Below are 5,217 nucleotides of genomic sequence, written 5' to 3' on the forward strand. Positions count from 1 at the left end.
GGTACGGATCCCCGGAGCCTGAGAGCCCCCTCAGAGCCGCTGGACGGCCCACCAGCGCCCACTCACGGGCCCGCACCCGACCCGGTCGGGTGCGGGCCCGCTCTGTTCCGTGCGCGGACCATCCGGTGCCGCCCCCGCCAGGCCGCCGAAACGGCATAAGCCCTGGCCGGGGGCGGCTTGTCTTTTGCCGCCGTTACAACTTACGGTTACGTAACCTACGGAGCCGTAGGTGAGGCGCCGCTGCCCGGTTCCGGCCGGTCCGTCCCGGTTGCGGCCCCGCCCGACACGAGGGGCCCGCCCCGGTTCCCAGTGCGTCCCCCGTCCCTGCCCGCCCCCAGGAGCACCAGTCGTGACCATCGCATCCGTGCAGCGCCCAGCCTCGAAGGCCTGGACCGACGCCAAGCTGATCCTCGCGCTGGAGGAGGTGGTGGAGACCGAGCTCGACCGCCACCTGAAGGCGGCCAAGGAGTGGATGCCGCACGAGTACGTGCCGTGGAGCCAGGGCCGCGACTTCGACGGGGTGCTCGGCGGCGATGCCTGGTCGATAGAGCAGTCGAAGATCACCCCGCTGGGTCGGGTCTCGCTGGTCGTCAACCTGCTGACCGAGGACAACCTCCCCAGCTACCACCACGAGATCGCCACCATGTTCGGCCGTGAGGGCGCCTGGGGCACCTGGGTGCACCGCTGGACCGCCGAGGAAGGCCGGCACGGCATCGCGATCCGCGACTACCTGCTGGCCACCCGCGCGGTGGACCCGGTCGAGCTGGAGCGGGCCCGGATGTCGCACATGTCGGCGGGCTTCGAGTCCGACAACGCGCACAGCATGCTGCAGTCCGTCGCGTACGTGGCCTTCCAGGAGCTGGCCACCCGCATCTCGCACCGCAACACCGGCCACTACGCCGGCGACCCGCTGTGCGACCAGCTGCTGGCGAAGATCGCCAACGACGAGAACCTGCACATGGTCTTCTACCGCAACCTGCTGAAGGCCGCCCTGGAGCTCGCGCCCGACCAGGCCATGCGGGCCATCGCTGACGTGGTCACGGACTTCCGGATGCCCGGCCACGGAATCCCCGGCTTCGAGCGCGCCGCCGCCCAGATCGCCATCGGCGGTGTGTACAACCTGCGGATCCACCACGACGACGTGCTGCAGCCGGTGCTGCGCCACCTCAAGGTGATGGAGGTCGACGGGCTGGGCCCCGAGGGCGCCCGGGCCCAGGAGGAGCTGGGGCTGTTCCTGGAGGGCCTGCACACCCAGGCCGTGCGCTTCGACGAGCGACAGGCCGCCCTGCTGGCGCGCCGGGCGGCCAACGCCGGGCGCCGGTGACGTCCGCCGGTGACGTCCGCCGTCGTCCGGACACCCTCGGACGGCGGCGGCTCCACGGCCGGGAAGGTGACATACGGTGGGCGATTTTCCCGAATTTTGCCTAAAACGTCCCAGATGTGATCAAGCTCACATCCGAATGCGCGACATGATGACTTGATTGCTCAGCGTGATCGGTGGATCCTCTGTCGGCTCGGCCGGCGGCGGCCGGGAGCCGGCTGTGCGGAATTGCCGGCTAATCGTCAACGCCCTTGACTGCGAGGAGAGTTGTCGACCATCCGGAGGTCCATCGAGTGCGCGGTGCGGCAACCGCATGGACCGCTTCGCGACGACCCCGCAGCGCTGGGTGAGAAGGCCGGAGCCGTACTCGATCACTCCAACGGGCCCGCCACTGGGTGTCGATTGAGTAACGGGGCTTGAAGTAAGGCACAATCTCCGCCTCGGGTCGGGCACAAGACCGGCCCCCCATGCGTTACGTGCGCTGGAGATACCGCACACACCCAGAGGGGGAGAGCGAAAATGGCTACGGACTACGACACCCCACGCAAGACCGATGACGACCTCAACGAGGACAGCATCGAAGAACTGAAGGCTCGGCGGAACGAGAAGTCGGGCGGCAGTGTCGACGTCGACGAGTTCGAGGCCGCCGAGGGCCTGGAGCTCCCGGGCGCCGACCTGTCGAACGAGGAGCTGTCGGTCCGCGTGCTTCCCCGGCAGGCCGACGAGTTCACCTGCATGAGCTGCTTCCTGGTGCACCACCGCAGCCAGCTCGCAGGTGAGAAGAACGGCCAGCCGATCTGCCGGGACTGCGAATAGGCACCATGCGGGCCTGCCCCGGGGCCGACGGTCTCCGTCGGCCCGGCGACGCCCCATCCGGCCTCGTACACCCCGGCCGGAGGCAGAAACCGCGGCCCTCGACGCCGCACCGGCAGGAGTCTCCTGCGCACGACCCCTTCACCGGAGTACTGGGACGGTCCCGCGCCAGCGGAACCGTCCCTGCTCCGTTCCCGGGCCCGGAGCGCTGCTCAGCCCTGGGCGGCCTGACGGGCCTTGGCCAGCGCTGCGGCCAGCCGCTCCGGCGAACGGGTCGAGAGGTAGACGTAGGGCGTCGGGTCGGCCGGATCGGTGATGTCGACCCGCAGCGCGGTCGGGACGTAGCTGCGCAGCAGCATGAAGGCACGCGGATCGGCCTTCACCCCGCGCCAGGCCACCGCCTCGTCCCGGTCCAGCGGATGGGCCTCGCCGAGCGCCTCGACCGGGATCCGGGCCTGCCCGGCGACCAGCGAGCCCTGCACCACGCGGATCCGCGCCGAGCCGTAGCTGCTCAGTGCCGCCGCGGCCGCCACGATGCCGACCGCCAGTCCGATCAGGGCGGCCACCGCGCTGAAGCGCAGCGCGATGAGCGCGAGTGAGAGGCCCGTCGCGAGCGGAAGCAGCCACCACGAGCGGGGAACGGTGAGGCGTTCGTCGTACATGCCCCCATTGTGTGCGCCGGCCGCGGGCGACCCGTCCCCGCCCCCGGCAACCCGCCCCGTCCTCCGCCGGCATCCCCGCTCTGACCTGCGTGTCCGGGATATCCGATTCGGCCGCCCCGGAGTCGGCAACCTCCTGTCCGTCCTTGCCTACTCGGCGGTAGGGTCGCGCGTGTGAACGGACCTGTCGTCTCCCCGCCCGCACCTCGGGGCTCCGGTGAGCCCGCCGCCGGTGCCATCGTCCTGTCGCCGACCGCTCCGCCCGCCGACGCGGTCATGCCAGCCAGGGCCCCCGAGGCCCCGGCCCCGGGCGCCCCGCTCGGTTCGCACTACGACCACTGCTTCGGCTGCGGACCGCAGCATCCCCAGGGGCTCCAGCTGAGCGCGGTGGCGGGCGAGGGACTGGAGGTCACGGCCCGCTTCACGGTCAAGCCCAGCCACCAGGGCGGCCCCGGGCTGGCCCACGGCGGCGTGCTCACCACGGCGATGGACGAGACGCTCGGCACGCTGAACTGGCTGCTGCACGCCCCGGCGGTCACCGGGCGGCTGGAGACCGACTTCCTCCGTCCGGTCCCGGTCGACGCCGAGCTGTACATCCACGCCCGGATCACCGGCGTGCACGGCCGCAAGATCTACAGCGCCGCCGAAGGCCGGATCGGCGGCCCGGACGGACCGGTGGCGATCCGGGCTCAGGCACTCTTCATTCAGGTGAAGCTGGAACACTTCACCAAGCACGGCCGTCCCGAGGACATCAAGCAGGCCCTCGACGACGCCGATCTGTTGAAGCGCTCCAGAGCTTTCGAGGTGAACCCGTGAGCCCCACCGTCCGCCAGCCGGTAGACGTCCTGATTACCCGGCTCGACTCCGAGCTGCCGCTCCCGTCGTACGAGCACCCCGGTGACGCCGGTGCCGACCTGCGCACCACGGTGGACGCCGAACTGGCGCCCGGAGAGCGGATCCTGCTCCCGACCGGCATCGCCATCGCCCTCCCCGACGGCTACGCCGCCTTCGTGCACCCTCGTTCGGGGCTCGCAGCTCGTTGTGGTGTTGCGTTGGTGAACGCCCCAGGGACGGTCGATGCCGGGTACCGTGGTGAGGTCAAGGTGATCGTCGTCAATCTGGATCCGCGCGAGAAGGTCAGCTTCCGTCGCGGGGACCGGATCGCCCAGCTGGTCATCCAGCAGGTCGAGAAGGCGCGTTTCCACGAGGTGACGGAACTGCCCGGGTCGGCACGCGCCGGGGGCGGGTTCGGATCGACGGGTGGTCACGCCGCGGTCTAGCATGCCCGCGGCTCGCAGTAGCCGAGCAGGTATTCGCTTCGGTCTTGGACCGGGGTCTTGGACCGGGAAGGACAGTGACCGTGTTCCGTCGTCGCCAGAAGAGCGAGGACGCTGTCGAGCAGCTCGCCGACGATGCCATCAGCGCCGACGAGACGGCCGAGGGTGTCGAAGGTTCCGCCGACTCCGAGAGCGAGAACGTGACCGAGCAGGACCCGGCGGACCGGGTCGGCCTGCCGCCGGCTCCGCGCCCCGACGGACCCTGGGACGTCTCCGAACTGGAGAACCCGCAGGAAGGCCGAGTCGACCTCGGCGGCCTGCTGGTCCCCGGTGTCGAGGGCATGGAGCTGCGGGTGGAGGTGGCCGGCGACGCGATCGTGGCCGCCACTCTGGTCCTCGGTAACAGCGCGATCCAGCTGCAGGCCTTCGCGGCCCCGAAGTCCGAGGGCATCTGGAGCGAGGTCCGCGAGGAGATCGCCACCGGCATCACCCAGCAGGGTGGTCTGGTGGAGGAGACCGAGGGCCCGCTGGGCTGGCACCTCCGCGCCCAGGTCCCAGTCCAGCTGCCCGACGGCACCCAGGGTGCCCAGCTGGTCCGGTTCGTCGGCTGCGACGGCCCGCGCTGGTTCCTGCGTGGCGTGATCTCCGGCCAGGCCGCGGTGCAGCCCGAGATGGCCGGGGTCCTCGAGCAGGTCTTCCGCCAGACCGTGGTCGTCCGCGGTGAGGGGCCGATGGCCCCGCGCGACCCGATCGTGCTGAAGCTCCCCGAGGACGCCCAGATGGTCGCCGACGGCGGCCCCGGCGACACCGAGGGCGAGGGCTCCCGCTTCGGCGGCGCCTCGCTCGACCCGTTCGCCCGCGGCCCGGAGATCACCGAAGTCCGCTGATCTTCGCTCGCGTCGTCCCCGCCCGAACCCCGGGCGGGGACGATTTGCTTGTCGGGGACCGGACCCGTAGAGTTCCGGAGTCGCACCGAGAGGGGCGGCGAAAAGCGAGTCTGATGGAATTCGGTCCGGTAAACGGAGCGGAAAGCATCTGATAAGCTGGAAACGCGAAAGAACGAAGCGCCCGGAGGGTCCGCTGGAAGGCGGCCTGAAGGAAGCGTCCGTTCCTTGAGAACTCAACAGCGTGCCAAAAGTCAACGCCA

Annotated in this window: 6 protein-coding genes; 5 read left to right on the forward strand and 1 reads right to left on the reverse strand. The window is 70.5% G+C overall.

Annotated elements, in window-relative coordinates; genetic code table 11:
• Nucleotides 1-349 precede the first annotated feature (349 nt).
• Together ACZ5ON_RS35665 and ACZ5ON_RS35670 are read left to right on the forward strand one after the other, a co-directional pair.
• Nucleotides 350-1,324 (forward strand): acyl-ACP desaturase, encoded by a 975-nt coding sequence (locus tag ACZ5ON_RS35665; protein WP_465601698.1) that lies wholly within the window; start codon nt 350-352, stop codon nt 1,322-1,324.
• 516 nt (nt 1,325-1,840) lie between these two features.
• Complete coding sequence (locus tag ACZ5ON_RS35670; RefSeq protein ID WP_344641548.1) at nt 1,841-2,137, forward strand: DUF4193 domain-containing protein; 297 nt, start codon at nt 1,841-1,843, stop codon at nt 2,135-2,137.
• Nucleotides 2,138-2,346: 209 nt separating this feature from the next.
• Here the strand turns inward: ACZ5ON_RS35670 and ACZ5ON_RS35675 are convergent, their stop codons facing one another.
• On the reverse strand, nt 2,347-2,796 hold the full coding sequence (locus tag ACZ5ON_RS35675) for a DUF3093 domain-containing protein (RefSeq protein ID WP_465601701.1): 450 nt from the start codon (nt 2,794-2,796) through the stop codon (nt 2,347-2,349).
• Nucleotides 2,797-3,069: 273 nt separating this feature from the next.
• Here ACZ5ON_RS35675 and ACZ5ON_RS35680 point away from each other — a divergent pair, with 273 nt between their 5' ends.
• The 3 genes from ACZ5ON_RS35680 (at nt 3,070) to ACZ5ON_RS35690 (ending at nt 4,957) form a co-directional block, all read left to right on the forward strand.
• A complete protein-coding gene (locus ACZ5ON_RS35680) occupies nt 3,070-3,609 on the forward strand; it encodes a PaaI family thioesterase (protein WP_465601707.1) in 540 nt (179 codons plus the stop codon).
• Nucleotides 3,606-4,073 (forward strand): dUTP diphosphatase, encoded by a 468-nt coding sequence (dut, locus tag ACZ5ON_RS35685; protein WP_465601704.1) that lies wholly within the window; start codon nt 3,606-3,608, stop codon nt 4,071-4,073. The genes ACZ5ON_RS35680 and dut overlap by 4 nt, the downstream gene beginning before the upstream one ends.
• 197 nt (nt 4,074-4,270) lie before the next feature.
• Entirely contained in the window at nt 4,271-4,957 is a 687-nt protein-coding gene (locus ACZ5ON_RS35690; RefSeq protein ID WP_465601710.1) for a DUF3710 domain-containing protein, read from the forward strand.
• Nucleotides 4,958-5,217: the final 260 nt, after the last annotated feature.

Source organism: Kitasatospora sp. NPDC032150, from assembly GCF_055579945.1.

What these genes read in the sequence shown, in the direction of transcription:
- ACZ5ON_RS35680 (WP_465601707.1), top strand. Translation starts at nt 3,070, where the DNA reads ATGCCAGCCAGGGCCCCCGAGGCCCCGGCCCCGGGCGCCCCGCTCGGT.
- ACZ5ON_RS35675 (WP_465601701.1), bottom strand. Translation starts at nt 2,796, where the DNA reads ATGTACGACGAACGCCTCACCGTTCCCCGCTCGTGGTGGCTGCTTCCG.
- ACZ5ON_RS35670 (WP_344641548.1), top strand. Translation starts at nt 1,841, where the DNA reads ATGGCTACGGACTACGACACCCCACGCAAGACCGATGACGACCTCAAC.